We start from the raw sequence: 25,567 nt of genomic DNA on the forward strand, positions 1-25,567 counted from the left end.
GTCACAGCAGCAGCACTCACACCCCCAAGCTCCACAGCCCCCGCAGGCCCAGCAGCCCCCGCAGCAGCACGGCCACCAGGACAGGTACGAGCAGGAGCGGTACGGCGAAGAGCGGTACGAGCAGTACGAGAGCCGCGAGGTGCCCGGCGCCCGCTCCGCATACCCGCCGGACTACTCCCAGAACTCCCGCCCCACCACGGGCCCGGCCTCCGCACCCGCGTCCTGGCAGCAGCCGCGCGAGCCGTACCCCCCGCAGCAGCACCAGCCCCGCCAGCCCTACGAGCACCAGCAGCAGCCGTACGACCCGCAGTCCTACGACCAGCAGCAGGGCTATGACCAGCAGGGCGGCGGTTACGACACCGGCCACAGCTACGAGGGGGCCCAGGGCGCCCAGGGCTACAGCGGCGGACAGGGGTACGAGCGGGCCGGCGGGCAGAGCTACGAGCGCGGTGGCCAGGGCTACGACCAGCAGTCGTTCGAGTCGTACGACCAGCAACAGCACCAGCAGCACCCGCAGCAGCAGCGGCCCCGGCCGCAGGTGCCGCCCCAGGGGCGGCCGCCGGCCCCGCACTACGACAGCCCCGCCCAGCTGCCCGCGCCCAGCGGGGCGCCCGGGCCGCTGGCCGCACAGCCCGCGCCGGCGACGGGTCCTGGCGAGCCGACCGCGCGGCTGAATCCGAAGTACCTCTTCGACACCTTCGTGATCGGCGCCTCGAACCGGTTCGCGCACGCTGCGGCCGTCGCCGTGGCGGAGGCGCCGGCCAAGGCGTACAACCCGCTGTTCATCTACGGCGAGTCCGGGCTGGGCAAAACGCATCTGCTGCACGCGATCGGCCACTACGCGCGCAGCCTCTATCCGGGCACGCGGGTGCGCTACGTCAGCTCGGAGGAGTTCACCAACGAGTTCATCAACTCCATCCGCGACGGCAAGGCGGACGCGTTCCGCAAGCGCTACCGCGACATGGACATCCTGCTCGTCGACGACGTCCAGTTCCTGGCCGACAAGGAGTCGACGCAGGAGGAGTTCTTCCACACCTTCAACACCCTGCACAACGCCAACAAGCAGATCGTCCTCTCCAGCGACCGGCCGCCCAAGATGCTGGAGACGCTGGAGGACCGGCTGCGCAACCGCTTCGAGTGGGGCCTGATCACCGACGTCCAGCCCCCGGAGCTGGAGACGCGGATCGCGATCCTCCGTAAGAAGGCGGTGCAGGAGCAGCTGAACGCTCCGCCCGAGGTGCTGGAGTTCATCGCCTCGCGCATCTCCCGCAACATCAGGGAGCTGGAGGGCGCACTGATCCGGGTGACGGCCTTCGCCAGCCTCAACCGGCAGCCGGTGGACCTCGGGCTGACCGAGATCGTGCTGAAGGATCTGATCCCGGGCGGCGAGGACGCGACACCGGAGATCACCGCTCCCGCGATCATGGCCGCCACGGCGGACTACTTCGGGCTGACGGTGGACGATCTGTGCGGCTCCTCGCGCAGCCGGGTCCTGGTGACGGCACGGCAGATCGCGATGTATCTGTGCCGGGAGCTGACCGATCTCTCGCTGCCGAAGATCGGTGGTCAGTTCGGCGGGCGCGACCATACGACGGTGATGCACGCCGACCGCAAGATCCGGGCTCTCATGGCTGAGCGGCGGTCCATCTACAACCAGGTCACGGAGCTGACCAACCGCATCAAGAACGGCTGACGCCCGTCTCCATCCTTCGCAGGGCGCCCTCCCTTGCCTGTGCTGGGAAAGGGGCGCCCCTTGCGGTCCGTCGCGGGCCGCCCGTACGTCGTGGTTGCTCGCGCTCACGCGGCGGAGCCGCACATTGAACACAGCCCCGCGCCCCTGACGGGGCGCCCGTCCCGCCTGTTCGAATCGCGCGGCGCGGAGCGCCTCGGTCCACAGCAAAGCGCCGTTTACCGCTTCCACACCCTGGGGACCTTCCCCGTTGTCCCAAGGGCGTCCACAACTGCCCCGGTGGGAGGGTGGTTTGCCGAGGTCACTCGGTTGTGTATTTGTGGGCGCGCGGCGTCCACAGGATGTGGAGGGCTCAGCGGTGTGCGGCGCGGCCGACGGCTTGTCCACCGGCCGCCCACAGGTTGGGGCTTCTTTTCCCCAGTGATCGGCTACTTCTCCACAGAGCTGTCCACTGTTCGGCAACTCAACGCGCCCGCTCACCGGTCCGAGTGAAAGCCGTCACATCGAGGCCCAGGTTTGGGCTGTGGGAAAGCCGGGGAAAACTGTGGGCGCAGCTGTGGGGAAACCGCCCCTGCCTGTGGGCGGGGTGTGCAGAACTTTTCCGCGTCCACAGCAACCCCCGCTTCCTCCACGGGTCCACCCACAGGCGCGGTGGACAAAATTCCCGGGCTGAGCTGCGGAAACGAGCTTTTCCACCGTTTCCACAAGCCCTACTACTACGACCACATAGAGAGAGCCAGGGATTCGCTTCGAAGTGGGGGCTGTGCACAACTCGGCGCTGCGGGCCCCGGCCCGGATCCCGTCGACTTGACCCGCACCCGCACCTGCTGTCAGTCCGGTGCGTCAGACTGGTGCCCGGCAAAGCACGAGCAGAGGCAGCAGCAGGAGGCGGCTGAACGTGAAGATCCGGGTTGAACGCGATGTGCTCGCGGAGGCGGTGGCCTGGACGGCCAAGAGCCTCCCCGCCCGCCCGCCGGTGCCCGTGCTCGCGGGCCTGCTGTTGAAGGCGGAAGACGGCACGCTGAGCCTCTCCGGCTTCGACTACGAGGTCTCGGCGCGGGTCTCGGTCGAGGCGGAGGTCGAGGAGGACGGCACGGTGCTGGTCTCCGGCCGGCTGCTGGCCGACATCTGCCGGGCCCTCCCCAACCGCCCGGTGGAGATCTCCACAGACGGTGTACGGGCGACCGTCGTCTGCGGCTCCTCCCGGTTCACCCTGCACACCCTCCCTGTGGAGGAGTATCCGGCGCTGCCGGAGATGCCGACGGCCACCGGCACCGTTCCCGGCGAGGTCTTCGCCGCCGCAGCCCAGCAGGTCGCCATCGCGGCAGGCCGGGACGACACCCTGCCGGTGCTGACCGGTGTGCGGATCGAGATCGAGGGCGACACCGTCACGCTGGCCTCCACGGACCGGTACCGCTTCGCGGTGCGTGAGTTCCTGTGGAAGCCGGAGACGCCGGACGCCTCGGCGGTGGCCCTGGTGCCCGCCAAGACGCTGCTGGAGACCGCCAAGTCGCTCAGCGGCGGCGACAGCGTGACGCTGGCGCTGTCCGGCTCGGGCTCCGGCGAGGGGCTGATCGGCTTCGAGGGCGCCGGGCGGCGCACGACGACGCGGCTGCTGGAGGGCGATCTGCCCAAGTACCGCACGCTGTTCCCGACGGAGTTCAACTCGGTCGCGGTGATCGAGACGGCGCCGTTCGTGGAGGCCGTGAAGCGTGTGGCGCTCGTCGCGGAGCGGAACACCCCGGTGCGGCTCAGCTTCGAGCAGGGCGTGCTCACCCTGGAGGCCGGGTCCAGCGACGATGCACAGGCTGTGGAGAGGGTCGACGCCGACCTGGAGGGCGACGACATCTCGATCGCCTTCAACCCCGGCTTCCTGCTGGAGGGGTTGAGCGCGATCGACTCGCCTGTGGCGCAGCTCTCGTTCACGACGTCCACCAAGCCCGCGCTGCTGAGCGGCCGGCCGGCCAAGGACGCCGAGGCCGACGAGGCGTACAAGTACCTGATCATGCCCGTGCGGCTCTCCGGCTGAGGGCGTATTCGGCTGGGCGTAGGGTCGAATGCGAACGAAACTGCGGAAACGCGAGAAGCACAGCTAAGGGGCAGTGATGGAGCTCGGTCTGGTCGGTCTCGGAAAGATGGGCGGGAACATGCGCGAGCGCATCCGCCGCGGGGGCCACACGGTCATCGGGTATGACCGGAATCCGGACGTCGCCGATGTGGGCAGCCTCAAGGAGCTGGTCGACTCGCTCAGCGCGCCGCGCGTGGTGTGGGTGATGGTGCCGGCGGGGGCGGCCACCCAGTCGACCATCGACGAGCTCGGTGACCTGCTCGCCCCCGGCGACCTGGTCGTGGACGGCGGCAACTCACGCTGGACCGACGACGAGAAGCACGCCGAGGAGCTGAAGGCCAAGGGCATCGGCTTCGTCGACTGCGGTGTCTCCGGCGGCGTATGGGGCCTGGAGAACGGCTACGCGCTGATGTACGGCGGCTCGGCGCAGGACGTGGCGAAGGTGCAGCCGGTCTTCGACGCCCTCAAGCCCGAGGGGGAGTTCGGCTCCGTCCACGCGGGCAAGGTGGGCGCCGGCCACTTCGCGAAGATGGTCCACAACGGCATCGAGTACGCGATGATGCAGTCCTTCGCCGAGGGCTGGGAGCTGCTCGAGGCCGCGGACTCGGTGACCGACGTGCGCGAGGTCTTCCGCTCCTGGCAGGAGGGCACCGTCATCCGCTCCTGGCTGCTGGACCTGGCGGTCAAGGCGCTGGACAGCGACGAACACCTGGACGCGCTGCGCGGCTACGCGGCGGACTCCGGCGAGGGGCGCTGGACGGTCGAGGCCGCGATCGACAACGCGGTGCCGCTGCCCGCGATCACCGCGTCGCTGTTCGCGCGGTTCTCCTCCCGGCAGGAGGACTCCCCGCAGATGAAGATGATCGCCGCGCTGCGCAACCAGTTCGGCGGCCACGCGGTGACGGCCGCCGACAAGGCCGGGGAGAAGGGCGCCGACTCCCCGGGTGCCGACGTCACCCCGCCCACCGGAGGCTGACGGCCAGGCGATGCACGTCACGCATCTCTCGCTCGCCGACTTCCGCTCGTACGCCCGGGCCGAGGTGCCGCTCGGTCCGGGCGTGACGGCGTTCCTCGGGCCGAACGGCCAGGGCAAGACCAACCTGGTCGAGGCCATCGGCTATCTGGCCACGCTGGGCAGCCACCGGGTCTCGGCGGACGCGCCGCTGGTGCGGCAGGGTGCGCAGCGCGCCGTCGTCCGTGCCCAGGTGCGGCAGGGCGAGCGGGAGCAGCTGGTCGAGCTGGAGCTGAACCCGGGCAGGGCCAACCGGGCGCGGATCAACCGCTCCTCGCAGGTGCGGCCCCGCGATGTGCTGGGGATCCTGCGCACGGTGCTGTTCGCGCCGGAGGACCTGTCGCTGGTCAAGGGTGACCCGGGTGAGCGGCGCCGGTTCGTGGACGAGCTGGTGACGGCGCGCGCCCCGCGGATGGCGGGGGTGCGCTCGGACTACGAACGGGTGCTCAAGCAGCGCAACAGCCTGCTGAAGTCGGCCGCCATGGCGCGGCGGCACGGCGGGCGGGGCGTGGATCTGTCCACGCTGGATGTGTGGGACCAGCATCTGGCGCGTACGGGCGCCGAGTTGCTGGCGCAGCGGCTGGATCTGCTGGCGGTGCTGGGCCCGCTGGCCGACAAGGCGTACGAGCGGCTGGCGCCGGGCGGCGGCCCGGTCGCGTTCGAGTACCGGGGCCCGGTGACCGGCGCCTCCCGGGAGGAGCTGTACGCAGCTCTGGTCACGGAGTTGGGCGAGGCCCGTAAGCAGGAGATCGAGCGCGGGGTGACGCTGGTCGGTCCGCACCGCGACGATGTGACGCTGCGGCTGGGCGAGCTGCCCGCCAAGGGCTATGCCAGCCACGGCGAGTCGTGGTCGTATGCGCTGGCGCTGCGGCTGGCAGCGTACGAGCTGCTCAAGAGCGAGGGACACGAGCCGGTGCTGATCCTGGACGACGTCTTCGCCGAGCTGGACACCAGACGCCGGACCCGGCTGGCGGAGCTGGTGGCCCCGGCCGAGCAGGTGCTGGTGACCGCCGCGGTGCCGGAGGATGTGCCGGACGTGCTGGCGGGGGCGCGGTTCGCGGTGGCGGACGGGGAGGTGACCCTCCTTTGAGTGAGCATGAGCATGAGCGGCCGACCGAGCAGCCCGAGCAAGAGCAGTCCAAGGAAGAACAGCCCAAGCAAGAGCCCAAGCCCGCGACCAGCGGTCCGGACCTGGCACGGATCGCGTTTCAGAACGCGAAGGACCAGGCGAAGCAGCGCAAGGCCGAGGCGCAGCAGCGGCGGCAGGCCCGGCGGGGCGGCGGGCTGCGCTCCGGCGCGCGGCAGGACGGGCGGGATCCGCTGCCGCTGGGTGTCGCCATCAACAGGTTGCTCGTGGAGCGCGGCTGGGAGACCCCGGCCGCGGTAGCCGCGGTGATGGGGCGCTGGCCGCAGCTTGTGGGCCCGGAGGTGGCGAAGCACTGTGAGCCGCTGCGGTATGACGAGGAGGAGCGCACGCTGCTGGTGCGCTGCGACTCGACGGCGTGGGCGACGCAGCTGCGGCTGCTGGCGCCGCGGCTGGTGGCCCGGCTGAACGAGGACCTCGGCCAGGGCAGCATCCGCCTGATCCACGTGCGCGGTCCCGAGGCCCCGCGCAAGGGGTACGGGCCGCTGCGGGCCCCCGGCAGCAGGGGGCCGGGCGACACGTACGGGTGAGGCTCGGGGCCCTCCGGTCGCGGTGCGTATGCGGGCCGGGACAGCCGGAGACGGATCGAAGCGCTCAGTGCCGCTGTGAAGCTCTTGGCCCCCCGGTCCAGATATGGGGAGTCGAACGACGCCAGTTCAGGGCGCCACATGTGGACTCAGGCACCGGCAAACCCCCACTGTTGTCGCAGCCACCGGTACACTGGGGGACTACCGCACCGTTGCGGAACATGTCGAACGACGCAGCCGCTCCGCCTTGCCCTGGAGACGGCCTGTGCTGTGCCAGAAAGGGCGCTTCGTGGCCGATTCCGGCGATCTCAACGAGAACGACAAGACGACTCCGCCGCAGTCCGCGGAGGCAACCCCCACTCCCGTCCCGGCAGACGGCGCCGAGGTGCCGTCGTACGACGCGAGCGCGATCACCGTCCTGGAAGGCTTGGACGCGGTTCGCAAAAGGCCCGGCATGTACATCGGGTCGACCGGTGAGCGTGGTCTTCATCACCTTGTGTACGAGGTGGTCGACAACTCCGTCGACGAGGCGCTCGCCGGGCACGCGGACACCATCGATGTGGTGCTGCTCGCCGACGGTGGCGTCCGGGTCACCGACAACGGGCGCGGTATCCCGGTGGGCATCATCCCGTCCGAGGGGAAGCCGGCCGTCGAGGTCGTGCTCACCGTGCTGCACGCGGGCGGCAAGTTCGGCGGCGGCGGGTACGCCGTCTCCGGCGGTCTGCACGGCGTCGGCGTCTCTGTCGTGAACGCGCTGTCCACCAAGGTCGCCGTCGAGGTCAAGACCGACGGCTACCGCTGGACGCAGGACTACAAGCTGGGCGCCCCCACGGCCCCGCTGTCGCGGAACGAGGCCACGGACGAGACCGGCACCGTGGTCACCTTCTGGGCCGACGGCGACATCTTCGAGACGACGGACTACTCCTTCGAGACGCTCTCGCGGCGCTTCCAGGAGATGGCCTTCCTCAACAAGGGGCTGACCATCTCGCTGACGGACGAGCGCGAGGGGCACGTCGACGAGGACGGCCGGCCCAACACCGTCCGGTATCACTACGAGGGCGGGATCGCGGACTTCGTCCGCTACCTCAACTCGCGCAAGGGCGAGCTGGTCCATGACACCGTTATCTCCTTCGAGGCCGAGGACACCGAGCGGATGCTCTCGGTCGAGGTCGCGATGCAGTGGAACGCCCAGTACAGCGAGGGGGTCTACTCCTTCGCCAACACCATCCACACCCATGAGGGCGGTACCCACGAGGAGGGCTTCCGAGCCGCGCTGACGGGGCTGATCAACCGGTATGCGCGGGACCGCAAGCTGCTGCGCGAGAAGGACGACAACCTCACGGGCGAGGACATCCGCGAGGGTCTGACCGCGATCATCTCCGTCAAGCTGGGTGAGCCGCAGTTCGAGGGCCAGACGAAGACGAAGCTGGGCAACACGGAGGCCAAGACCTTCGTCCAGAAGATCGTCCACGAGCATCTGACCGACTGGCTCGACCGCAACCCGAACGAGGCGGCCGACATCGTCCGCAAGGGCATCCAAGCGGCCACCGCGCGGGTCGCGGCCCGCAAGGCGCGGGATCTGACGCGCCGCAAGGGGCTGCTGGAGACGGCGTCGCTGCCGGGCAAGCTCTCGGACTGCCAGTCCAACGACCCGGTCAAGTGCGAGATCTTCATCGTGGAGGGCGACTCGGCGGGCGGCTCGGCCAAGTCGGGCCGCGACCCGGAGTACCAGGCCATCCTGCCGATCCGCGGCAAGATCCTGAACGTGGAGAAGGCGCGGATCGACAAGGTCCTGCAGAACGCCGAGGTGCAGGCGCTGATCTCGGCGTTCGGCACGGGCGTGCACGAGGACTTCGACATCGAGAAGCTCCGCTACCACAAGATCATCTTGATGGCGGACGCCGACGTCGACGGCCAGCACATCAACACCCTGCTGCTCACGCTCCTCTTCCGCTTCATGCGTCCGCTGGTGGAGGCCGGACACGTCTTTCTGTCCCAGCCGCCGCTGTACAAGATCAAGTGGGGCCGGGACGAGCACCAGTACGCCTACTCCGACCCCGAGCGCGACAGCCTGATCCAGCTCGGCCGCGAGCAGGGCAAGCGGATCAGGGACGACTCGGTGCAGCGCTTCAAGGGTCTGGGTGAGATGAACGCGGACGAGCTGCGCACCACCACGATGGACATCGAGCACCGCGTCCTGCGCCAGGTGACGCTGGACGACGCGGCAGCCGCGGACGATCTGTTCTCCATCCTGATGGGTGAGGACGTCGAGGCCCGCCGCTCGTTCATCCAGCGCAACGCGAAGGATGTCCGGTTCCTGGACATCTGACGTCGGCCCCTGGTTGCCGTTCCCGGACCAGGACCCTGCAGCGACCAGGACCGCGAAGCGCCGCACACAGAGAAGGACTTGATCTTTAACCATGGCCGACGAGACCCCCACCACACCTGAGCCCGCACCAGAGAACGCCCCCACGCCCGACAGCGCGCTGGTGGACACCGAGGCGGGTGCGCGCGTCGAGCCCGTCAGCCTCGAGACGGAGATGCAGCGCTCCTACCTCGACTACGCGATGAGCGTGATCGTGAGCCGCGCGCTGCCCGACATCCGCGACGGCCTCAAGCCGGTGCACCGCCGGGTGCTGTACGCGATGTACGACGGCGGTTACCGCCCCGAGAAGGGCTACTACAAGTGCGCCCGCGTCGTCGGCGACGTCATGGGCACCTACCACCCGCACGGCGACACCTCGATCTACGACGCGCTGGTGCGGCTGGCGCAGCCGTGGTCGATGCGGATGCCGCTGGTCGACTCCAACGGCAACTTCGGCTCGCCGGGCAACGACCCGGCGGCGGCCATGCGGTACACCGAGTGCAAGATGGCGCCGCTGGCCATGGAGATGCTCCGGGACATCGACGAGGAGACCGTCGACTTCCAGGACAACTACGACGGCCGCAACCAGGAGCCGACGGTACTGCCGGCGCGCTTCCCCAACCTGCTGATCAACGGCTCGGCCGGGATCGCCGTCGGCATGGCGACCAACATCCCGCCGCACAACCTGCGCGAGGTCGCCGCGGGCGCCCAGTGGTATCTCGACCACCCGGAAGCCTCCAACGAGGAGCTGCTGGAAGCCCTCATGGAGCGGATCAAGGGTCCGGACTTCCCCAGCGGCGCGCTGGTCGTGGGCCGCAAGGGCATCGAGGAGGCGTACCGCACCGGGCGCGGCTCGATCACCATGCGGGCCGTGGTGGAGGTCGAGGAGATCCAGGGCCGCCAGTGCCTGGTCGTCACCGAGCTGCCCTTCCAGGTCAACCCGGACAACCTCGCGCTGAAGATCGCCGACCTGGTCAAGGACGGCCGGATCGGCGGCATCGCGGACGTCCGTGACGAGACCTCCTCGCGCACCGGCCAGCGGCTCGTCATCGTGCTGAAGCGGGACGCGGTCGCCAAGGTCGTCCTCAACAACCTCTACAAGCACACCGATCTGCAGACCAACTTCGGCGCCAACATGCTGGCCCTGGTCGAGGGCGTGCCGCGCACCCTGTCGCTGGACGCCTTCATCCGGCACTGGGTCGCGCACCAGATCGACGTGATCGTGCGCCGCACCCGCTTCCGGCTGCGCAAGGCCGAGGAGCGTGCCCACATCCTGCGCGGTCTGCTCAAGGCGCTGGACGCGATCGACGAGGTCATCGCGCTGATCCGGCGCAGCGAGACCGTCGAGGTGGCCCGCGAGGGCCTGATGGGGCTGCTGACGATCGACGAGATCCAGGCCAACGCGATCCTGGAGATGCAGCTGCGCCGGCTGGCCGCACTGGAGCGGCAGAAGATCACCGCCGAGCACGACGAGCTCCAGGCGAAGATCAATGAGTACAACGCGATCCTCGCCTCGCCCGAGAAGCAGCGGCAGATCATCGGCGAGGAGCTGCGCGCGATCGTCGACAAGTTCGGCGACGACCGGCGCAGCAAGCTGATCCCCTTCGAGGGCGACATGTCCATCGAGGACCTGATCGCCGAGGAGGACATCGTCGTCACGATCACCCGTGGCGGCTACGTCAAGCGCACCAAGACCGACGACTACCGTGCCCAGAAGCGCGGCGGCAAGGGCGTGCGCGGGACGAAGCTGAAGGAAGACGACATCGTCGACCACTTCTTCGTCTCCACCACCCACCACTGGCTGCTGTTCTTCACCAACAAGGGCCGCGTCTACCGGGCCAAGGCGTACGAACTGCCGGACGCCGGGCGGGACGCACGCGGCCAGCACGTGGCCAACCTGCTGGCCTTCCAGCCGGACGAGCAGATCGCCGAGATCCTCGCCATCCGGGACTACGAGGCGGCGCCCTACCTGGTGCTGGCCACCAAGTCGGGCCTGGTGAAGAAGACTCCGCTCAAGGACTACGACTCGCCCCGCTCCGGCGGCGTCATCGCGATCAACCTCCGCGAGATGGAGGACGGCCGCGACGACGAGCTGATCGGTGCCGAGTTGGTCTCTCCCGACGACGACCTGCTGCTGGTCAGCAAGAAGGCGCAGTCGATCCGCTTCACGGCGACCGACGAGGCGCTGCGCCCGATGGGCCGGGCCACTTCCGGTGTCAAGGGGATGAGTTTCCGTGAAGACGACGAACTCCTCTCGATGAATGTCGTGCGGGCGGGTACGTTCGTGTTCACGGCCACCGACGGCGGGTACGCGAAGCGGACCGACGTGGACGAGTACCGGGTCCAGGGCCGCGGCGGCCTCGGCATCAAGGCCGCCAAGATCGTGGAAGACCGGGGATCACTGGTCGGTGCGCTGGTGGTCGAGGAGACCGACGAGATCCTCGCCATCACGCTCAGCGGCGGTGTGATCCGTACGCGGGTCAACGAAGTGAGGGAGACCGGCCGTGACACGATGGGCGTCCAACTGATCAACCTGGGCAAGAAGGACGCGGTTGTCGGCGTGGCACGGAACGCCGAAGCCGGTCGGGAGGCCGAGGAAGTGGAGGCCGCGGCGGGCACCCCCCAGGAGGGGGAGCAGGACGCGCTCGACCCGGACGACGACCAGGACAACTAGGAGCAGGGCGTGAGTGGTGCTCAGCCGCAGCCGAAGGCCCAGCCGCAGCCGCAGGCGAAGCCCCCGTCCCCGGCCCAGCCGCAGCCCGGCGAGCAGCCGCACCGGCCGCCGCAGGCGTATCCGTCGCCGGACGGGGGCCGGCCGGGCCAGGATGCCGTGCGCAAGCCCCGCACCGGGGCCCGCACGGTGCCGCGGACGCGCAAGGCCCGGCTGCGGGTGGCCAAGGCCGACCCGTGGTCGGTGATGAAGGTCAGCTTCCTGCTGGCGGTGGCGCTGGGGGTGTGCACCATCGTCGCGGTCGCCGTGCTGTGGATGGTGATGGACGCGATGGGTGTCTTCTCCACCCTGGGCGGCACCGTCAGCGAGGCCACCAGCGCTGAGGGCGGTGGCGGCTTTGATCTGGAGACCTTCCTCTCGCTGCCCCGCGTCCTGCTGTTCACCTCGCTCATCGCCGTGATCAACGTCGTCCTGGCCACCGCGCTGGCCACCCTGGGCGCCTTCATCTACAACCTCTCGGCGGGCTTCGTCGGCGGCGTCGAGCTGACCCTCGCGGAGGACGAGTGAGCAGCCGACAAGCCCCCGGCAAGCCCGCCCGAAGTGTCCCCGGAACCGATTTGGGACCACGGCTGAAGTGCGCTAACCTTTCCGTGCAGCGCGCGGCTATAGCTCAGACGGTTAGAGCGCTTCCCTGATAAGGAAGAGGCCCCTGGTTCAAGTCCAGGTAGCCGCACAGTGGCGGAACGCCAGATTGGAAGGCCCGGCCCCCTGAGGGGCCGGGCCTTCTGCGTGTGCGGGGAAGGCAATGGCACAGGGCAACCGCCCCCTGCTGCACACCCCGGGATCAGCGCGCCAGTCGGTGATCTGACATGGGCATCGGCTTGTTTTCGCCTGGCGGTGATCCGGTCGGTGACAGACTGCGGCCACCTGGACTGGCTGGACTGGGAGGAATGAGGTGGCACGCTTTCGCCGGCCGTGGCGGTGGATCGGCGGCATATGGCTGCTGCTGGTTGTCGTGGGCGGTGCCCTGACGTTGGCTGTTTCCGACACACCGGCGGAAGGCGGCGCGCCCGACGATGTCCGGGAAACCGGGCCGCCGAGTCTCGCTCCTTCGCAGATTCCCGAAAGGTGCCGGGACCCGCTTGTGGCGTGCGCGTTCAAGACCGAGTAGGGCCGGCCCTCTGAGGGCCGGCCTTCTGCGTGTTGCTGTGCAGGGCGTCCGGTCAGGGCGCCGTTGGGCCTGCTTCTTGGCGGGGGACCTGAGCGTTCGCCGTACGGAGCAGCGTTGCCAGCATTCCGATGCCCGAAGCGATGGCGGCGGTGTGCAGGACCGCGGCGACGGCGAGGTTTTCCGGGAGTTCCGCGAGTGCGGCGTCGGACGGCCGGGCCAGGGCCAGGAAGAGAGTGAGCGGCAGCTTCCAGCCGCTCCAGGCGAACAGCGAGCCCGATCCGAGCCAGCAGACCGCGAGTGGGAGCCGGCGGGGCAGCCGCGCCGGGCGGCTTCGCGCGAGGGCCCAGCAGGCGGCGGAGCCGGCCAGTGCCCAGCAGGCGCCGACGCCGGTCAGCAGTGAGCCGGAGGCGTTCCGTTCGGCGGGATGGGCGAGCCCCAGGGTGCCGCCGACCGCCCAGTACAGCCACACCAGCCCCACCGCGGCGGCGAGGGCGGGTGCCCAGGGCGGGCGGACTGTGCGGGTGCCGTCGCTGAACCGTTCGCCGGTCGGTCCGCCGGCCGGTCCGCCGATCCTTTCGCCGAGCCGCCCGGCGAACGCGTCCGGCCAGCGGCGTCGCAGGTAGGCGGGGAGCGCGACGGCGAGTCCGAGCCCCATCCCGATGAAGCCGAACTGGACGAGGGCAGCCTCCCAGCCCGGCATGGTGGGGTCGTCGCTCCCGCCGCCGTCTCCGCTGTCGTCGGCGGCACCCAGCACCGTGCTGAGCACGCTGAACGGGAGGACCGACACCAGGAACCCGGAGCCGGTCCAGGCGCAGAAGACCACCAGTGGGGCTGGTATCCGCATCCCCCACGGCCGTACCAGGGCGAGCCCCAGTGCGATTCCGATGCCCGCCATGCCGATGGTCACGGTGTTGAGGAGCACCCAGCCGGCCAGGTCGAACCCCTCGCCCACCGGCAGCAGCCCCAGCAGTGAGCCGATCACCCAGGACACCTTGATCAGGAGATACGGTGCGAGCGCCAGTGCCGCTCCGTAGGCCGCCCCCCGTCCGGCCCGGTCCCAGCGCTCCATCTGGTCCTCCCCTCCCTCTCGGCAGTGGCTCCAGCCTCCGCCCGCCGCTGCGGCCGCCACATCCACCGCTTGACGCATCCGCCTCCACCGCCCGGCGGAGCCGGGGTCGTGCCCGCTGGGGAGATGCGGTGACGTTTGCGGCGGGTCCGGCTCTGGTACCGGAGGGCCTGTCCTGCCGTCGGCGCCGGCCGGCGCCCCTCGGTGAGTGGAGTGCTGCGATGACCAGTCCCGATCCCGGATCCCGGCCCGAGAAGCCTGAGCACGAGCAGGCTGGAGGCGAGCAGTCCGGTCCCGGGCAGTCCGGTCCCGGGCAGCCTGGGCGCCGGCAGCCCGGCCCCGGGCAGCCCGGGTACGGAGAGCGGGGGCGCGGTCGGCGGGCGGGGCCCGAGCGGGGCACCGTGGCCGAGCCGGGGCTGGGACAGAAGCCCGGCCCCGAGCCCGAGCCTCAGCCCCGCCCGGGGCGGCCAGGAAACGAGCCCGAGCGCGAACGGGAGAGGGAGTCCGGGCGCAAGGAGCCGGCGGGCAGGCCCCGGAACGAGCCCGGCCCCCGGCATGAAGGCGAGCCCGAGCGCGAGCCTGAGCGCGAGCCCGCAACCCGGCCCGAGCCCGCAACCGAGCCGGCGTCCGCAACCGAGTCCGGCCCTGAGCGCGAGTCCGGTCCCGAGCGCGAGTCCGGTCCCGAGCGCGAACCCGGCCCCGAGCGCGAACCCGGCCCCGAAGGCGAAAAGACGTCCGGGCGCCGGCCCGAAGGGCCCCCGCACGCGCGCGAGGGGAGCTTCGGGCAGACGCTCAAGCGCACGCTGACCGAGTTCAAGGAGGACAACCTCTCCGACTCGGCGGCCGCCCTCACCTACTACTCCGTGCTGTCGATCTTCCCGGCGCTGATCGCGCTGATCTCGCTCGTCAGTCTGGTGATGAGCCCGAAGAACATCGTCAGCACCCTGAACGACCTGGTCGGTTCGATCGGTCCGGCGTCCGCCGTCCAGACCTTCAAGGGGCCGATCAACTCCATGGCGGCCGGTTCCGGCGCGCCCACGGCGCTGCTGATCGTGGGCGCTCTGGGCGCGCTGTGGACGGCCTCCGGGTACGTCGGCGCCTTCATGCGCGCCTCGAACGTGATCTACGAGGTGGAGGAGGGCCGCCCCTTCTTCAAGCTGCGTCCGTTGCAGCTGCTGGTGACGCTGATCGCGGTGCTGCTCCAGGCGGCGGTGCTGGTCGCGCTGGTGATCAGCGGGCCGCTGGCGAAGAAGGTCGGGAACGCTCTGGGTGCAGGGAACACGGCGGTGACGGCGTGGAACTTCGCCAAGTGGCCGGTGATGGTGCTGGTCGTCGTACTGATCATCGCCATGCTGTACTACGCCTCGCCCAACGCGCGGCTGCGCGGTTTCGGTTCGGTGCTGCCCGGTGCCGTACTGGCGCTGGCGGTCTGGATCGTCGCCTCGGTGGGCTTCGCGTTCTACGTGGCGAACTTCGGCTCGTACAACAAGACGTACGGGACGCTGGGCGGAGTCGTGGTGTTCCTGGTGTGGCTGTGGCTCACCAACCTGGCCATCGAGCTGGGCGCCGAGTTCAACGCCGAGCGGGAGCGCGGCCGGCAGCTCGGTGCCGGTGTGCCCGGTGCCGAGCGGGAGATCCAGCTGGAGGAGCGCTCGAAAGCCAGGCGGAAGAAGCGCTCCCGTACCGCTTGACGGCGTCGGACGGCGTCGGACGGCGTCGGACGGTGTCGGACACGGCGTCTGACAGCGCTTGGACGACGCGTGACGGCACGTGAGAGCGCGGCCGGGCCGACCCGGCTGTACGGGGAGGCCGTTGGGTATCATCGGCCGCCAGAGAGGTCCCAATGTCTATGAAGGACGAGGTAGCGCGGTGAAGAAGCTTTTCCTGGTCGCACTGGCCGCCATCGGCGGTCTCCTCGTGTACCGCCAGATCCAGGCGGACCGCGCCGAGCAGGATCTGTGGACGGAGGCGACCGACTCCGTGCCCGCAGGTTCGGGCGTGTAACCCCAGCGAACAGTAAACGAGAGGCCCCGGCTGCCATGGGCGGCCGGGGCCTCCGTCGTAGCAGCCCAGGACTGATGGTCGACTGACGGCCGCACGGCGCTCCTGCCTGTTGCCGTACCGTGACACCATTCCTCTTGTTGCTTGCTCTTGCAAATGAATACGGTGCTCCCGCAAAGCTGCTCGGGTCCGAACGGTGCGAGGGGGACGGAACACATGCGTTCAGTGCAGGGGCGTCTGACGAAACGGGTGACAGGAGGGACGCTGCTCGCCCTCCTGTCCGTACCGCTCACGGCGGCCACGACGGGTACGGCGGCAGCGGCGCCCGCCGCACCATCGGCACCCGCCGCAGCCTCGGCCTCCCGCGCGGACGAGCGCGGCAGCGGAGCACTCGGCAGCAACTCGATGGAGATCGTGCTGGACTCCTCGGGCTCCATGGCCGAGAAGGACGACTCGGGGAAGTCCCGGATGCAGTCGGCGCGCAACGCGGTCGGCACCCTCGTCGACAGCCTGCCCGACCGCTACCCGACAGGGCTGCGCGTCTACGGCGCCGACAAGGCCGACAGCTGCACCGACACCCGGCTCGCCGAACCGGTACGGGCGCTGGAGGCAGGGAGCATCAAGCGGGCCGTCGCCAAGGTGGAGCCCAAGGGCGAGACCCCCATCGGCTACTCCCTCAAGAAGGCGGCGGCCGATCTGTCCCGCGGACCGGAGCACAGCCTGGGCCGCCGCACCATCGTGCTGGTCTCCGACGGCGAGGACACCTGCGGGACGCCCAAGCCGTGCGAGGTCGCGAAGGAGCTGTCCCGGGATGGTCTCGACCTGCGGATCGACGCCATCGGCTTCCAGGTGAAGGGCAAGGCACGCAAGCAGCTGGAGTGCATCGCAGAGGCGGGGCACGGCAAGTACTACGACGCGCCGAAGGCCGACGACCTGGCCCGTGAACTGGAGCGCGCGGGGCGGCAGTCGGCCGACGGCTACCGCCTCAAGGGCAAGCGCGTCACCGGTACCCGGTCCTCCGCCGACGCGCCCGCGCTGCGCGCCCCGGGCCAGTACCTGGACACCATCGGTCCCGGCGAGACCCGCTGGTACAGCACTGAGCTGGACGCCCGCGCAGCGGCAAAGGCCGTGGACTTCGCCGCCACGGGCGTACCGCAGCCCGGCGCCCGGGTCAGCAGCCTGGACTCGCTGAAGCTCACCATGCGCAGCTCGGACGGCAGCATGTGCGGGGACGACCGGGCCATGTTCGGGCAGAACGAGGGCGGCACCCCGCTCACCACCGCCGTCAGCCGGATCCCCAGCGAGGACGGCACCCGCGAGTGCGACAAGCCGGGCCGCTACACCTTCGAGCTGTCCCGCGACACGGACAAGGACTCCGACCAGGCGCGCTGGCCCGTCGAACTCCGGCTCGGCACCGAGCGGGCGCTGCCCGGCGGGGCCGTGCCGGCGCGCGCCGAGACCGGGTACCGGAACGCGGGCAAGGACGCCACGCTGCCGACCGGAACGCCCAAGGACATCGAGGGCGGTACCGGCTTCAACGACGCCAGGCAGCTGAAGAAGGGCGTGTGGCGGGACACCCTGCTGCCGGCCGAGACCCGCTGGTACCGGGTTCCGGTCGGCTGGAATCAGCAGCTCCGCTACGACGTGGAGTTCGCCAACGAGCCCAAGCGCCGGGAGATCGCGCCTTCCACGTCGTACGTATGGACCCAGATGTACGCACCTGGGCGGTTGCCGGTCCCGGACGGCCTGGAGTTCAGCCCTCGTCGGCCCTACCTGGGTGACCCGGTGAAGGTCTCGCAGGGTACGGTGCCGGTCGCCTGGAAGAACCGCGCGGAGCCGCGGAGCTCCGTACGGCCCGTGCGGCGCGGCGGCGACTTCTACATCGCCGTCACGCTGGGCGCAGGGGCGGCCCGGATCGCCGACAACGCCGCGGTACGTGTCGTCCTGCGCGTCGACGTCAAGGGCAAGGCGAAGCAGGGGCCCGAGCACGACGCCCCGTTCGTCGACGCCAAGGGCGTGGGGGCACCTCCCGGCCGGAGGCTGGGGGAGGCGGCGGGCGGCGAGTCCGCCCGGTCCGGCGGTGCCGGCGGCGAAGCGAAGGGGGGCTCCGGTCTTTCCCCGCTCGTGCCGGCCGGTGGCGGCGCCGCAGCTGTGCTGCTGGTGTCAGGAGGGGTCTGGTATGCGCTGCGGCGGCGTGCCAGGGTCCGGAGCATGAACGGGATGAGGGGTGGGACGTGGTGACTCGCCACAGCTGGAGCCGCCGGTTCGGACGGGGCGGACGCGAACGGGCCGGGCGCGCCGGCGCGCTGACAGCCGCGCTGTGTGTGACCGCAGCGGCGCTCGGCATATCCGCACCGGGCGCGTGGGCGGCGTCCAAGCCGCGCCTCTACACGATGTCCGAGGACGCCAAGAAGATCACCGGCACCAGCAGCAGCGCGGACGCGCCCAAGGTGGCGCCCGGCCTGTTCACCGACCGGATCGAACCGGGCGAGGAGAAGTACTACGCCCTCGATCTGGACGCCAAGTCGGACATCCACGTCACCGCGACCGGCGTCCCGGAACCGGGCAGCAGGGTCACCTACCAGGACGGCCTCACGGTGACGCTCCAGACCACCGACGGTCACACCTGCAGCGAGAACGAGGCCGACGGCAACGGCAACACCGCGTTCCCGCTGACCGCATACGCCGCCCGGCTGATGGGCGACCCCGATGACGAAGCCTGCCGCGTGAAGGGCCCGTACCTCGTCCACGTCGTACGGGAAGAGGGCGACAACTCCGACCCGAGCTCCTGGCCGCTGGAGCTGTCGGTGCTGAAGGAGCCCGGCCTCAAGGGCAGCATCCCCGCGCCCCGTCCGGGGGCCGAGGAGGAGACCGACGACGCCAACACCCGCCCCGCACCGCCCTCGGGGACACCGGAGTACCGCAAGGGCGGCACCGGTTTCAACGACGCCCGCGCGGTCGGCGACGGCGTCTGGAAGGACCGCCTCCGCGCGGGCGAGACCCGCTATTTCCGGGTGCCCGTCGACTGGGGCCAGCGGCTGTACGCGCGGGTGGACCTGCCGAACGCGGCGAACGGGAGCGAGACCGGCACCAGACTGCTGCCCAACGGCTTCCGGATGAACGTCTACAACCCGGCGCGGTCCGCTCTCTACTCGGAGAACTTCCAGACCTACGACCGTGACGGCGCCAAGTTCGACCGGTACAGCAACCCGGTCCGCTATGAGAACCGCTTCCTGGACGACGACGGCGTCTCCGGCACCCGCTTCGCCGGCTGGTACTACGTGGCCGTGACCGTCAGCCCGGACATGGTCCAGCCGTTCCCGAAGGGCACGCCCGTCACGCTGCGGATCGGTGTGGAAGGCCATGCGGCGAAGGGCCCCGCGTACAACGGCGACGCCAAGGCCGCCGGGTTCGGGGTCGACGACACGGACCGCGAGATGGCCGAGAAGGGGCTGACCGAGGCCGAGGCAGCGCACAACTCGTCGTTGCGCACCTTCGGCTGGGCCGGTGTCGGGGCCGGCGCCGCGCTGCTGGTCGTCCTCGCCGTCTGGCTGCTGATCGCCCGCCGCCGCGCTGCGGCGCTTCCCCAGCCCGGTGGCTGGCCCCACCACGCCCCTCAGCCCCAGCAGCCCGCTCAGCCTCCGTACGGCGGCTATCCCGGCGCTAACCCGCCACGCTGAGGGCCCACACGCCCGCGGCCAGGCAGACGAGGGCGACCACCAGCACCGGCACCACGATCTTCAGCGGGGGACCGGGCTTTCGGGCGCGCGCCGGGGGCGCTGTCGGGGCCGCGTGCGCTGTGGGTGCCGCGTGCGCTGTAGGCGGGGCGGCTGCCAGGGGTGAGGCCACGGGTCCCTGCCCTGCTCCCGGTGCTGGTGCCGGTCCTGGCGGCTGGTACGCGGTGTAGGGGCGGGTGCCGTCGCCCGCGTCGGGGGCGTACGGATGCGCCTGCGTCTCGCCGGAACCGTTGAGCGGGGGCGCGGGCGGTTGCAGCGGGAAGCTCCCGGTGGCCGGCGGCTGCGGCGCTAGAGCAGCGCCTCCGGCGGCCTGCGCGGGCCCCGCGGTGTGCCGGCCCGCGGGCGCGGGATCCGCGACGGGCGTGGACTCGGCGGCGGGCGCGGAAGCGGCGACGGCGGAACCGGCGGGGGCCGGGCCGGCAGTGGCGGCCGGGCCGGTGGCGGCCGAGTCCGCGGTGGTGGCGGTGGTGCGCAGTGGCCCGTCGGGGCCGAAGCCCTCCGGCAGCGGGCCGATATGGTCGAAGACTTCGACCGTCTCCTGCTCCAGCGTCGCGTCCCGGTCCAGCAGCTCGGCCGCGCTCGCCAGCGCCTTGCGGGTGCCGGTCGCGGTACGGAACCGCGCGGCGGGGTCGGGCTGCAGCAACTGTCCCAGCACCTGCCACAGCGGCTCCGGAACCCCCTCGGGGGCAGCAGGCAACCCGTTCAGGTACTGCTCGACCAACTCCTGCGAGTCCGGCTTCCGGCCGGTGAGCATGTAGAGCCCGACCAGCCCGACCGCGTACAGGTCGGAGGGGAAGTCCGCCTCGGCCTCCAGCATCTGCTCGGGCGCGAAGTAGCCGGGCGTGCCGACGACGTAGTTGGTCTCGGTCAGCCTGGGCTCGTCCTTGCGCATGGAGATGCCGAAGTCGGACAGCCGCAGATGGGGCCGTCCGGTGCCGGTGGGCTCCAGCAGGAGGTTGGCCGGCTTGATGTCCCGGTGCACCACGTCCTCGGCGTGTACGGCGGCCAGCCCGGAGAGCAGCTGGTCGAGCAGGGTGCACACCAGTGTGGGGGGCAACGGCCCGTAGTCGCCGATGAGATGGGCCAGCGAGCCGCCGCGTACCAGGTCCATGGTGAACAGGACCTTCTCGTCGTCGGCCGCCCAGCTCGCCGGGGCGAGCACGTGCGGATGGTCGATACGCAGCGCTTGTTCGCGGACGAAGCGCAGCAGGGTGTGGGCGTCGGACTGCTGGAGCACCTTGGCGGCCACGTACCGTCTGCGCCGGTGGTCCCAGGCCCGCCAGACCATGCCGACGCCGCCGCGTCCGATCGGATCGATCAGCTCGTACCTGCCGGCGAAGATCTCTCCCATGGTGCTGCGCCTGCCCCCTGCTTCCGTTCCGTGCGCGCCGTGCCTGTCAGCCCTGATGCGCCTCGTAGTGCTTGACGGCATCCGACGTGCGGCCCGCGCCGTAGACCCTGAGGAACTCTGCCAGCTCCGGATGCGAGGGGGCGAGCGCGTTGGACGCCTCGATGATGTCCGCGGCGTCCGAGACGGAGCGCAGCAGGGCCTGAATTTCCCGTACGACCCGTTTGACGGGGGTTTGGGAGGCACCGGAGGACGAGGTCTGCGTGGTGTTGTTGAGCACATTGCCGCCCGCGGTACGGCGGATCTCGTCCATCCGGTTGGTCGCGTCGGCCGCGCTGACATCGCCGCGCGCCACCTCGGCGGCCAGCTCCTGGAGGGCCTGGACCCGCTGGACGACGGCCGGGTTGCCGATCTTTGCCCGCTGCCCGCTCATGAGCTGCGAAAGCATAGGAGCGGACAGTCCGAGCACGGTCGCGAGGCGCGCCTGGTTGAGCCCCAGGTCCTCGATCAGACGGCGGAAGAGGGTCCCCAACGGCTCGCCATACCACTGACTCTGGAGCTCGCGCGCCTTCGCTGTCGGGTCCTGTGCTGCTGCGTCCATGGCGTCTCCCCTGGGCTGCCCTCTGGTGCTTCGCTCGCGCGAACTTGCCGTGCATCCTACGGACGGTGACAGGGGCGCGGCGATACCCGGTCGGAATTCCCCCACGGGAGCCGGTACCCTGGTGCGCGACGGGGCCATAGCTCAGTTGGTAGAGCGCTGTCTTTGCATGGCAGATGTCAGGGGTTCGACTCCCCTTGGCTCCACTCGGGCGAGGGCGAAGTGTGTCCGCAGGAAGCGCGGACCACTTCGCCCTCGTTGTTTTTGCTCGGCTTGGCCTCGCGTTGCGGGGGCTTCGCCGCCCGGACCCCCCGGGGAGTGGCGGACCGGTCAGGTCCGGTTCGCGGCCGGGGGCTTGGTGGGGGCCGTTCCGGGCTGGAACTTGAAGGAGATCGCTTCCATGAGGCGGTTGTGCCTGGTCTTCTGGACGGCGGCGATGCGCCAGGCGCCGTCGGCGGTGCGGACGAGGGTGTAGGTGGCGCGTTTGCCCAGGCGTCTGGGGGGCTTTTTGGCGACCTCGCCGCGGGTGACGACGACGGCGGTGTCCGGGGTGAGGAAGCGGGTCTCCACGACCTCCAGATGGAGGCGGGTGCCCTTGAGGAAGCTGTCGAAGAGGGCCTGGTGTGCGCGGCTTATTTCGTCGGCGCCGTGGTAGACGGTGCCCACGAAGGTGACGTCGGTGGCGTCCGAGGTGAAGCAGGCGCCGTACGCGGCGCCGTCGCCGTCGTTCCAGGCGTCCTGACTGCGGCGCAGTGCTGCGGTGATCCCGGTGGCGGTGTCGTTCATGGGTGTGCCCTTCCCTTAAACTCTTCCTTGGAGAACTTTCTTCAGTTGAGAAGTCTCTTCGTTTAGGAAGAGACTAGGAAGTGGGTGACCAGGTGTCAACGCCTGCCGATGCCTCACGCGTCTACCGGCGGTATCTGAGTGCGGTGCTGCTCCACGGACATGCCGGCGCCAAAGCCTGCGGGCTGAGCGCGACCGATCTGTACGCGCTCAACACCCTGGAACTGGCCGGTCCGTTGACCCCCGGTGCGCTCGGAGCCCGCACCGGGCTGACCACGGGGCCCACCACCCGGCTGATCGACCGGCTCGAGCAGGCCGGGTACGTCCGGCGCACCGCTGATCCCGAGGACCGCCGCAAAGTGATCGTCGAGCCGGTCGGAAGACCCGCCGGACTCGACGAGGTGGTGGCCCCCGCCCGCGAGGAGATCGCCGAGATCCTCCGTGACTACTCGCCCGACCAGCTGAAGGTGCTCTTCGACTACTTCAACCGCGCGGCCGACGCCTACCAGCGCGCGGCCGAACAGCTCCGCGACGCCCGCCCGTGAACCCACGCGACCGCGCTCCTTACCGGGCACGTCACAGGTGTGGCTCCGGGGCGGGGCTGGTCGCCCAGGCCACCACGCGGTCGCGGTCGGCGTGCTGCGCGCTGTGGAACAGCGCCTCGTACGCGGCGTCGCCCAGCTGCGCCCGGGCCATGGCCTGGCCCTCGTCGCGCAGTGGGGCCACCTCGGGCGTGCCGCGCTGCGGGTGCCCCACGATCTTCCAGTGCAGTGCCGCCGCACCGTAGGCGAGCGCTGCCCGCTCCGGCTCGTTCTGCTGGGCCCAGGAGACGGCCAGCAGTTCCAGGCCGAGAGCGAGGCCGAAGCGGTCCCCGATGCGCCGCTTGGCGTCGAGCATGTCCCGCGCGTGCGCACCCGCCGCGGCCACGCGGCCCTCGAACAGCGCGATCAGGGCCAGCTGGTAGTCGGTGTACGAGCGGGTCCAGAACTCCCCGAGCCGTACGCACTCCTGGCGCAGCGCCTCGGCCTCGCGGCGTGCTTCCTGCAGCCGGTTCGCGCCGGTCAGCGCGAACACCCGCACCAGACGGCACAGGGCGCCGCCGAAAGTGGCCGTGCGGCGCTCCTTGCCGTCCGCGTCCCGCAGCGCCGCCTCGGCCGTCGCAAGGGCCGCCAGCGGGCGGCCGGTCAGCAGTGCGGCAAGGCCATCCAGGTAGGCGGCCTGGCGCACCCCCTCATCGTCGCCCCTGTCGGTGGCCGCCTGCCTGCTCAGCTCGGCGAAGGTGCGGCCCGCCTCGTGGTCCCCCTGCAGCAGCCTGGCCAGGCCCAGCGACCACAGGCCGCGCGCCCGTGCCTCGCTCGACCCGTCGGTGCAGGCCAGCGCGAGCTCCAGATAGTGGTGAGTCTCGTACAGATGGCCGCAGCACACCCAGAAGAACGCCACATTCCCGGCCAGTTCCAGGGCCGCGGCGGGGTGTGCGCCCAGCAGGAACCGCAACGCCTCCCGCACGTCGTGGTAGAGGTCCTCCAGCCGCCCGTACCAGGACTGCTGGCGCGCTCCGAGCCATTCGGTGCGCGCCTGCCTGGACAGCTCCACGACCGCGGTGGCGTGCCGTGCCGCGACGTGCTCGGTCTCGCCCAGCTCCCGCAGCCACATCCGGCCGTACTCGCGGATGGTGTCCAGCAGCCGGTAGCAGCCGCCCTCGGCCATGACGACCGACTTGTGCACCAGCCCGGCCAGGCAGACGCGCAGCTCGTCGCGGGTCAACGGGCCGCCGGTGCAGGTCCGTTCGGCCAGGTCGGCGTCGAAGCTGCCGGGGAAGACGGTCAGCCGGGCCCACAGCAGCCGTTCGGTGGGGCGGCACAGCTCGTGGCTCCAGCCCACCGCCGTACGTACCGCGCTGTGCCGTGCGGGCCGCCGCAGGCTGTCGGCGGGCTGCGCCGCCTCCTGGGGCAGGTCGAGACCGGAGCGTACCCGCTCCACCGTCTCGGCCAGCGTGCGGTGGTTGAGCTGTGCGGCGGCCAGCTCCAGGGCGAGCGGAACGCCTTCGAGGCGGGAGCACAGCTGGGCTGCCAGCAGCTGGTCGTCCGCCTCGTGCAGCGGCCTGGCGGCGGCTTCGGCACGCTGCTCGAAGAGCGTCACCGCCTCGGTGGCGAGCGCGAGCGGCGGTACGGGCACTACGGCCTCGCAGACCACGCCGAGCGGCTCCCGGCTGGTGGCCAGCACCGTCAGGTTCGGGCAGGCGGTCAGCAGTTCGCCGATCAAGTGGCGGCAGTGCGGCACCAGGTGCTCGCAGGAGTCGAGGACCAGGAGCACCGTACGGTCGGCCACCCAGCCGCACAGCGCGTCCAGCGGTATCCGCGGGGTGTGGTCGGACAGACCGAGGGCGTCGGCCACTGTGGCGGCGAGCAGTTCGTCGCTGCGCAACGGCCACAGGTCGGCCCAGTAGATGCTCCAGGTCTGCTCGGTCAGCGCGGCGCTCACGGCGCGCAGTGCGAGCCGGGACTTCCCCACTCCGGCTCCGCCGACGAGGGTCACCAATCGGTGCTTCCTGAGCGCTCCGGTCAGCTGTGCCAGTTCGGCCGTTCTGCCGACGAAAGAGCTGGTTTCCTCAGGGATGTTCTGCTGCTGCACAGCTTCAGTCTTCACGGCCGGTGGGCCCGTAATCCGCTACTCCCGGATTTCTCCGAATGCGAAGAACTCGTGAGAGTGAAGCGTCAACTCGCAAGCAGAATTGGGTTTTTACACTCGTTCGAGTGACGATGCAGGGGTGGCGCAGCGCCACCCCCAAGGCCCCTGCCTATGCTTACGGGCCGATTTCCCCGGACTCCTACCGTCACAAGGTCATACGTGAGGGCACCGATGGCACCGCACCCGGACGAGAGCGGCCGCAGGCTGTCCTCCCCCGAACGAGAGGAGCCCTGGGGCGCGGGCGAGGCACGCTGGGCTGTGGATGCCGCCAACGAGGAAGAGGGCCCGGCCGGCACGGTGCTCACCCGCACCGAAGACGGCCGTACGGTGGTCGAGCTGCGCGGCGAGATCGACCTGGCCGTGGTGCTGGACACCACGCCCCAGCTGTTCGCGCTGACCACGGCCCCCGCCCCGCACCTCGTCGCCGATCTGCGGCCCGTCACCTTCATCGACTGCAGCGGCCTGGCCCTCCTCGTGGACATCCGCTCCCGGGTGCTGGCCAGCGGCGGCACCTTCACCCTCGTGTGCGTCGACCCACGGGTGCTGCGGCTGTTGCAGATCACAGGGCTGTCGGACGTGCTGGTCCCGGTGCCCTCGCCGGACGGTGCGGCAGGGGGCGGGAGAGCCGGGTCTCCCGCCCCCTGACGTCACCGGCGCCCACGACGGAACCGCTGGCAGCTACTTCTTCTTGTGGCTGT

Annotated in this window: 19 protein-coding genes and 2 tRNA genes; 16 read left to right on the forward strand and 5 right to left on the reverse strand. The window is 70.5% G+C overall.

Annotated features, from left to right (window positions below):
• The 9 genes from dnaA to ITI46_RS16415 form a co-directional block, all read left to right on the forward strand.
• Positions 1-1,693, forward strand: a 1,693-nt coding sequence (gene dnaA, locus ITI46_RS16375) for a chromosomal replication initiator protein DnaA (RefSeq protein WP_209240300.1), incomplete at its 5' end; no start/stop codon positions are given.
• Positions 1,694-2,588: 895 nt separating this feature from the next.
• Positions 2,589-3,719, forward strand: coding sequence for a DNA polymerase III subunit beta (gene dnaN, locus ITI46_RS16380; RefSeq protein WP_209240301.1), 1,131 nt, complete (start codon positions 2,589-2,591; stop codon positions 3,717-3,719).
• 76 nt (positions 3,720-3,795) lie between these two features.
• Entirely contained in the window at positions 3,796-4,734 is a 939-nt protein-coding gene (gnd, locus tag ITI46_RS16385) for a phosphogluconate dehydrogenase (NAD(+)-dependent, decarboxylating) (protein ID WP_209240302.1), read from the forward strand.
• 10 nt (positions 4,735-4,744) lie between these two features.
• Entirely contained in the window at positions 4,745-5,860 is a 1,116-nt protein-coding gene (gene recF / locus ITI46_RS16390) for a DNA replication/repair protein RecF (protein WP_209240303.1), read from the forward strand.
• A 101-nt stretch (positions 5,861-5,961) separates the two neighbouring features.
• Positions 5,962-6,444: a DciA family protein gene (locus ITI46_RS16395; protein ID WP_247746084.1), complete on the forward strand. Its 483-nt coding sequence runs from the start codon at positions 5,962-5,964 to the stop codon at positions 6,442-6,444.
• A gap of 262 nt (positions 6,445-6,706) precedes the next feature.
• Positions 6,707-8,770 carry a DNA topoisomerase (ATP-hydrolyzing) subunit B gene (gene gyrB, locus ITI46_RS16400; protein WP_209240305.1) on the forward strand — a complete coding sequence of 688 codons (2,064 nt, stop codon included), beginning with the start codon at positions 6,707-6,709 and terminating at the stop codon, positions 8,768-8,770.
• A gap of 91 nt (positions 8,771-8,861) precedes the next feature.
• Positions 8,862-11,480 carry a DNA gyrase subunit A gene (gene gyrA / locus ITI46_RS16405; protein ID WP_209240306.1) on the forward strand — a complete coding sequence of 873 codons (2,619 nt, stop codon included), beginning with the start codon at positions 8,862-8,864 and terminating at the stop codon, positions 11,478-11,480.
• A 9-nt stretch (positions 11,481-11,489) separates the two neighbouring features.
• The gene (locus ITI46_RS16410) at positions 11,490-12,044 is read left to right on the forward strand and encodes a DUF3566 domain-containing protein (RefSeq protein ID WP_209240307.1); all 555 of its coding nucleotides are present in this window, start codon (positions 11,490-11,492) and stop codon (positions 12,042-12,044) included.
• A 92-nt stretch (positions 12,045-12,136) separates the two neighbouring features.
• Positions 12,137-12,210 (forward strand) — tRNA-Ile (locus ITI46_RS16415).
• A 490-nt stretch (positions 12,211-12,700) separates the two neighbouring features.
• Here ITI46_RS16415 and ITI46_RS16420 read toward each other — a convergent pair.
• Entirely contained in the window at positions 12,701-13,717 is a 1,017-nt protein-coding gene (locus ITI46_RS16420; RefSeq protein ID WP_209240324.1) for a hypothetical protein, read from the reverse strand.
• 218 nt (positions 13,718-13,935) lie between these two features.
• Here ITI46_RS16420 and ITI46_RS16425 point away from each other — a divergent pair, with 218 nt between their 5' ends.
• The 4 genes from ITI46_RS16425 (at position 13,936) to ITI46_RS16440 (ending at position 19,395) form a co-directional block, all read left to right on the forward strand.
• The gene (locus ITI46_RS16425; protein WP_209240308.1) at positions 13,936-15,405 is read left to right on the forward strand and encodes a YihY/virulence factor BrkB family protein; all 1,470 of its coding nucleotides are present in this window, start codon (positions 13,936-13,938) and stop codon (positions 15,403-15,405) included.
• Positions 15,406-15,583: 178 nt separating this feature from the next.
• Positions 15,584-15,718, forward strand: coding sequence for a DLW-39 family protein (locus ITI46_RS16430; protein ID WP_019356762.1), 135 nt, complete (start codon positions 15,584-15,586; stop codon positions 15,716-15,718).
• 213 nt (positions 15,719-15,931) lie between these two features.
• The gene (locus ITI46_RS16435; protein ID WP_209240309.1) at positions 15,932-17,956 is read left to right on the forward strand and encodes a vWA domain-containing protein; all 2,025 of its coding nucleotides are present in this window, start codon (positions 15,932-15,934) and stop codon (positions 17,954-17,956) included.
• Entirely contained in the window at positions 17,950-19,395 is a 1,446-nt protein-coding gene (locus tag ITI46_RS16440; RefSeq protein ID WP_209240310.1) for a hypothetical protein, read from the forward strand. The genes ITI46_RS16435 and ITI46_RS16440 overlap by 7 nt, the downstream gene beginning before the upstream one ends.
• On the opposite strand, the gene ITI46_RS16445 is transcribed toward ITI46_RS16440, so the two are convergent.
• Together ITI46_RS16445 and ITI46_RS16450 are read right to left on the reverse strand one after the other, a co-directional pair.
• Positions 19,379-20,803, reverse strand: a complete 1,425-nt coding sequence (locus tag ITI46_RS16445; protein WP_209240311.1) for a serine/threonine-protein kinase — start codon at positions 20,801-20,803, stop codon at positions 19,379-19,381. The two genes, ITI46_RS16440 and ITI46_RS16445, sit on opposite strands and share 17 nt — an antisense overlap.
• 46 nt (positions 20,804-20,849) lie before the next feature.
• Positions 20,850-21,401: a helix-turn-helix domain-containing protein gene (locus ITI46_RS16450; RefSeq protein WP_209240312.1), complete on the reverse strand. Its 552-nt coding sequence runs from the start codon at positions 21,399-21,401 to the stop codon at positions 20,850-20,852.
• A 130-nt stretch (positions 21,402-21,531) separates the two neighbouring features.
• On the opposite strand from ITI46_RS16450, the gene ITI46_RS16455 reads away from it, so the two are divergent.
• Positions 21,532-21,604: transfer RNA gene (locus ITI46_RS16455), tRNA-Ala, on the forward strand.
• Positions 21,605-21,728: 124 nt separating this feature from the next.
• On the opposite strand, the gene ITI46_RS16460 is transcribed toward ITI46_RS16455, so the two are convergent.
• A complete protein-coding gene (locus ITI46_RS16460) occupies positions 21,729-22,184 on the reverse strand; it encodes an SgcJ/EcaC family oxidoreductase (protein WP_209240313.1) in 456 nt (151 codons plus the stop codon).
• Positions 22,185-22,276: 92 nt separating this feature from the next.
• Here ITI46_RS16460 and ITI46_RS16465 point away from each other — a divergent pair, with 92 nt between their 5' ends.
• Complete coding sequence (locus ITI46_RS16465) at positions 22,277-22,726, forward strand: MarR family winged helix-turn-helix transcriptional regulator (protein WP_209240314.1); 450 nt, start codon at positions 22,277-22,279, stop codon at positions 22,724-22,726.
• A gap of 31 nt (positions 22,727-22,757) precedes the next feature.
• Here the strand turns inward: ITI46_RS16465 and ITI46_RS16470 are convergent, their stop codons facing one another.
• Positions 22,758-24,812 carry an ATP-binding protein gene (locus ITI46_RS16470; protein WP_209240315.1) on the reverse strand — a complete coding sequence of 685 codons (2,055 nt, stop codon included), beginning with the start codon at positions 24,810-24,812 and terminating at the stop codon, positions 22,758-22,760.
• Positions 24,813-25,040: 228 nt separating this feature from the next.
• Between ITI46_RS16470 and ITI46_RS16475 the strand changes: the two genes are divergently transcribed.
• A complete protein-coding gene (locus ITI46_RS16475; RefSeq protein ID WP_209240316.1) occupies positions 25,041-25,514 on the forward strand; it encodes an STAS domain-containing protein in 474 nt (157 codons plus the stop codon).
• The last annotated feature ends 53 nt before the right edge of the window (positions 25,515-25,567 follow it).

This window comes from Streptomyces oryzae (genome assembly GCF_017676365.1).
Lineage (GTDB): Bacteria > Actinomycetota > Actinomycetes > Streptomycetales > Streptomycetaceae > Streptomyces > Streptomyces oryzae.

What these genes read in the sequence shown, in the direction of transcription:
- gnd (WP_209240302.1), top strand. Translation starts at nt 3,796, where the DNA reads ATGGAGCTCGGTCTGGTCGGTCTCGGAAAGATGGGCGGGAACATGCGC.
- recF (WP_209240303.1), top strand. Translation starts at nt 4,745, where the DNA reads ATGCACGTCACGCATCTCTCGCTCGCCGACTTCCGCTCGTACGCCCGG.
- gyrA (WP_209240306.1), top strand. Translation starts at nt 8,862, where the DNA reads ATGGCCGACGAGACCCCCACCACACCTGAGCCCGCACCAGAGAACGCC.
- ITI46_RS16420 (WP_209240324.1), bottom strand. Translation starts at nt 13,717, where the DNA reads ATGGAGCGCTGGGACCGGGCCGGACGGGGGGCGGCCTACGGAGCGGCA.
- ITI46_RS16425 (WP_209240308.1), top strand. Translation starts at nt 13,936, where the DNA reads ATGACCAGTCCCGATCCCGGATCCCGGCCCGAGAAGCCTGAGCACGAG.
- ITI46_RS16435 (WP_209240309.1), top strand. Translation starts at nt 15,932, where the DNA reads ATGCGTTCAGTGCAGGGGCGTCTGACGAAACGGGTGACAGGAGGGACG.
- ITI46_RS16445 (WP_209240311.1), bottom strand. Translation starts at nt 20,803, where the DNA reads ATGGGAGAGATCTTCGCCGGCAGGTACGAGCTGATCGATCCGATCGGA.
- ITI46_RS16450 (WP_209240312.1), bottom strand. Translation starts at nt 21,401, where the DNA reads ATGGACGCAGCAGCACAGGACCCGACAGCGAAGGCGCGCGAGCTCCAG.
- ITI46_RS16460 (WP_209240313.1), bottom strand. Translation starts at nt 22,184, where the DNA reads ATGAACGACACCGCCACCGGGATCACCGCAGCACTGCGCCGCAGTCAG.
- ITI46_RS16475 (WP_209240316.1), top strand. Translation starts at nt 25,041, where the DNA reads ATGGCACCGCACCCGGACGAGAGCGGCCGCAGGCTGTCCTCCCCCGAA.